4 protein-coding genes are annotated in these 4,307 nt (G+C 43.8%); 1 reads left to right on the top strand and 3 read right to left on the bottom strand.

All coding sequences use genetic code 11. The annotated features are described in order from the left end of the window. Positions 1-366: 366 nt before the first annotated feature. Positions 367-1,671 (bottom strand): ATP-binding protein, encoded by a 1,305-nt coding sequence (locus tag CWB98_RS20600; protein WP_138546542.1) that lies wholly within the window; start codon positions 1,669-1,671, stop codon positions 367-369. A gap of 33 nt (positions 1,672-1,704) precedes the next feature. Beyond that, a complete protein-coding gene (locus CWB98_RS20595) occupies positions 1,705-2,406 on the bottom strand; it encodes a response regulator transcription factor (RefSeq protein ID WP_138546541.1) in 702 nt (233 codons plus the stop codon). 149 nt (positions 2,407-2,555) lie between these two features. Here CWB98_RS20595 and CWB98_RS20590 point away from each other — a divergent pair, with 149 nt between their 5' ends. Continuing rightward, positions 2,556-3,680 carry an alpha/beta hydrolase gene (locus tag CWB98_RS20590; RefSeq protein WP_138546540.1) on the top strand — a complete coding sequence of 375 codons (1,125 nt, stop codon included), beginning with the start codon at positions 2,556-2,558 and terminating at the stop codon, positions 3,678-3,680. Positions 3,681-3,846: 166 nt separating this feature from the next. Here the strand turns inward: CWB98_RS20590 and CWB98_RS20585 are convergent, their stop codons facing one another. Continuing rightward, complete coding sequence (locus CWB98_RS20585) at positions 3,847-4,146, bottom strand: EthD family reductase (RefSeq protein ID WP_138546539.1); 300 nt, start codon at positions 4,144-4,146, stop codon at positions 3,847-3,849. Between the last annotated feature and the right edge of the window lie 161 nt (positions 4,147-4,307).

The raw sequence follows: 4,307 nt of genomic DNA, 5'->3' as shown, positions 1-4,307 counted from the left end.
GCACTTTCGTTATTTTGAAGAGCTGGATCACGGAGATACCCTACACCTAGCGGTATATGACGCATTTAAAAAAGTTGAGTATAAATAGATAAAACTCGGGCCCATGTTCATTGAGACAATGCGGAAAACCATTATTGACACGTCTAGCTCTGCTTTTTGTAGTGATGACATAATGCCGGTTATGCCAATTTGCTGGCCGGGATGGTCCTGCTTTTAACTCAATCAGCTGGTGTGCTGCTTAAGTAGCTATACAAGTTTATACTCAGTAGTAAAGACAACGACCAAAACTCAAGTAAATACCCCAAAGAAAGGCGCAGAAAAGCACACTGAAGCGTGCAAGGGATAAACGTCACCCCCCAATACTCATTAGCCCGATTTATCATAGCTTGCAGGCAGCACCAAAGTGAACATAGCACCGTTGAGTATCTCGCTGGTGCCAACCTCTATCATGCCTGAGTGTTGATCGCATATTTTTCTAACTATTGATAACCCAAGTCCATGCCCACTTTGTGATTTATTTCTTGCTTTATCAGCGACATAAAAGGGCTCAAAAATATGGTCCTGGTGCGCCCGAGATACTCCCGGGCCATCATCATGTACGGAAATATATACTAACTGCGCCTGCGCATAACATACCAAACGTACTTCGTTATCAGCATATTTAAAAGCATTGCGTACCAGGTTGTCGAGCGCCCGCATAAGTAATCGCTTGTCAGCCACTACAATGAGCCTGTCTGGGGTAACTTGGATTGTCAGGTTCACAGTGCACGGCTTATCTTTTTGCCACCGTTTTTTACTGTCACTTAATAATGCAGCCAATTCAATGGTTTCCAGCGACAGTACACCATGATCGTTTTCCAATCTGGTATAATGCAGTAGCTCATCAACCATATGCTCCATTTCCTCCGAGTCTTCAATGATGCTATTAACCGTCGCCACTTGTGACTCATCCAGTTTCGTTTCTTGCAATAATTCAGCCTGCCACTGTACACGAAATATTGGTGTACGAAGCTCATGGGCGACAGCATTGGTCAGTGCTCGGTTGCTCTCAATTAACTGTGCAATGCGATCAGCCATATCGTTAAATGACTGGTTGAGAGAGCCTAACCTGTTGGAACTGGATAAATCTGCCCGACACGACAAATCCCCCCGGGCAAAACGTCGTGTTGTATTTTCCAGCTTTCTGGCACGACGCAGAATCAACCAAATATTAGCCAGGTTGAAGATAACGAAACTACCAAGCATAAAGATCCATGCCAGATCCTCTTCCAAATCAATTTTCTGCCTGACAACACTACTGTGGTCAGGCACATAACTGAATATGGCTGTATTTCCCGACAGGCGAAACCACAAAATGCGGTCCTCATCAAAATAAATATACTGCGATGAATTCTCATTGAAAAATTGTGAGACAATTGCGGGAGGTCTCTCATGTGACTGCAGAAGCAAATGGGATTGCTGTGCATACTGCTTCATTGCCTCCAGTGCAGACGGCCCTCCTTGATGATCGGCGATATTCTGTAGCAACTGTTGATGTGCCAGTGCCTCATCATCTTCCAGTATAAACTCATAGTCTACTGCCAATTCGTAAACAAGAATTTCATAAGCAACCAGTGCTCCGATAAAGCAGGCAAACAGGATGGCCAGTGATTCAACAAAGATGCGTTTCATTATTTCCCTGCCTGGATAGGGTTAATCCGATAGTTACAACGACCACGCCGTACTGACAAACAAATAGCCTTTGCCTCTTATTGTCAGGATCCGCTTTGATGCTTCCTGACTGTCATTGAGCAGCTTGCGTAGGCGCACGATTTTGTTGTCTACCGTTCGATCGACACCATCATACTCGATACCACGCAATGCTCTGGTCAGCTCATCCCGCGACATCACTTGGTCTGGGTGACTGGCTAAAATCCACAGCAGATCAAATTCACTGTCGGTTAGTTGAATAACCTTGCCATCCAGTTCGCAGCGCTTGTATTTATTTTCAAGCCTGAGCAGGCCTAGCCTCACAATCTCCGGGTCTGCTTCCATTTCATGACTTGGTCGGCGAAGCAAGGAACGCACACGAGCAAGCAGCACTCTTGGTTTGATTGGTTTCATCACATAGTCATCTGCACCAATCTCCAAACCTGCAACATGGTCAAAGTCATCATTGCTCGCTGTCAGGATTAAAATCTTACCCCGAAACTGATTACGGCTTTGTCTGCATATTGTCAGCCCGTCGGTGACAGGCAACATTAAATCGAGTAAAACGATGTCCGGTTGTGTCTCACACATAATGCTGACTGCATGGCTACCATCTTCCAGAGTTGTTACGTTAAATCCCTGATTGATAAAGTATTCACTAAGAAGTCTTCGAAGTTTCTCGTCATCTTCGATGATTAGCATATGTTGCTGGGTCATGGTCACCAAATTTTATATTCCACTAATAACAACAGTATACCCGCGCTTTGTCAGAGCCCGAAATACATTCCCATACATCTTTATGACTGAAGCCACCCTCCCCCTTCTTTATCATGCATTCAACAAAATTTTTGCGTGGAGATATCGCTATGAAAATCTATAAACTAATGATGGTTGCAGCCTGTATAGCCTCTGTGACGGGATGTAATTCGGGCTCATCTAAATCGAGCAGTCCAATAACGACGACCAAGTCGGTCACGCCTGCTAAAACAGAGCGACCAGTAGCAGATCATAATTTTTCAAACTCTGAGCTGGAGGCTCTGCTCACTGAACGTAACCAGATACTGACTTCTGTTAAAATGAGTTTTGAAGGGAGGTCTTACAATCAGGTTAAGTACGCTGAAAAGTTAGATGAAGGGCAATGGGTACTCAAACTTCAAGATTCAGACAGCAACACAATAGACTTGTGGTTGAGTAATGCTGACGACGGTGACTGTTTGATTTACCAGCCCTCTGTCATTACGGATATTTTTAAATGCGGCGAGTCTACTCGTACAAGCTCTGATAACAGCACGGTAATCCAAGCCATTACTCAAAACAAAAAATCTAATATTCAAGTAGAATTCCAGACTGACGCGCTCGAACACATAGGCAGCATTGGTAACACCGTGCTGATTGCGAGCGATAAAGACAATAAAGTCACAATCAACACTTCTTTTGCATTCAGCGATTTTTTTCGTGAAGTACTTAAGAATGATGGTAAAAATGAGCGGATCAACGCAACACTGGGCGTGACAACTTACTTGCAAATGAAAGATATAACGGGCCGATTTGAAAGTTCCGAAATGACCCTGGCGTTTTCAACCCATATTGGCGGTAGTGCAGACGACGACATCAATATGTATACCGGGCTGCTGATCAGAGACAATAAAATGACAACCCTCGTCACCCGAACAGGTTCCGTTTTTTCGGGTGGAACCGACCTTTTTGCAGCAGGTGATCCGCGTATTTTACAAAAAGCGAGTGATACAATAGCAATAGAAGACAATAAACAAATTGGTGTACACAGCTGGGGTAACGGTGAAAAAACGGCTTTGGACATTCCCTATACGGATGCAAGCCACCGTAAGCAAGCGACCTATTTTGAGAAGATGATGGGCCAGCATGGCATCGACTTTTACATCTTTACACTGAAGTCAGCACCCTTTAACGGTGAACACTGGCTAACCCAGGCTGATTCTGACAAATACCACTTTATCACTGCTATTGAGTAAGCCTCAAACAAATACTCTATCAATCGCTTAACGCATCGAGCACCTGTGCCATTTGAGTATCATTACGCTTATGGCACGTCACTTGCCCCACCTAGGTACACAACAACAGTCGTAGCTGACATCAGTACGTTAGAGCATCTATGCCGAAGTTACAAAGCAATACGCTTTACGATATGAGTACTTTACTCATCTGCACCACAGGCGTTGCATTGGTATAATTTACTACATCTCCCATGAGCTCAGCTTCGTGCTGTGCAAAAGCAAACTGAAAAGCTTCAACGCTCTCAAAGTACAAGTTACCGACCGCTATATAGGGCGCCTCTTCACCTATGCCAGCTTCTACCTCGACCTTCTTACATGTCGAGCCAAACCGTGCCTTTGCTAACGGAATATGCTTGTTACAATAATAGTCCGTATCAAACGTAATATTTTCCCCTTTGGGGTATAGAACGCTGACTTTGATCATGACGAATTCCTTTTTATGTGCCTGTTACGTTTATCTGATAGCTGAAGTAATACCAATTCGCTTAATTAAGTGTTCTATTTTGAGGCGAGAAAATATCGTCGATAACACGGCGAAAATTTTGCTATTTAGTTGTTCAAAATGAAAGATTTTTAACACAGTTA

It is taken from the genome of Pseudoalteromonas rubra, assembly GCF_005887115.1.
Lineage (GTDB): Bacteria > Pseudomonadota > Gammaproteobacteria > Enterobacterales > Alteromonadaceae > Pseudoalteromonas > Pseudoalteromonas rubra_F.
The sequence above is the reverse complement of the archived record's forward strand: the minus strand, read 5'-3'. Positions and strand labels throughout refer to the sequence as shown.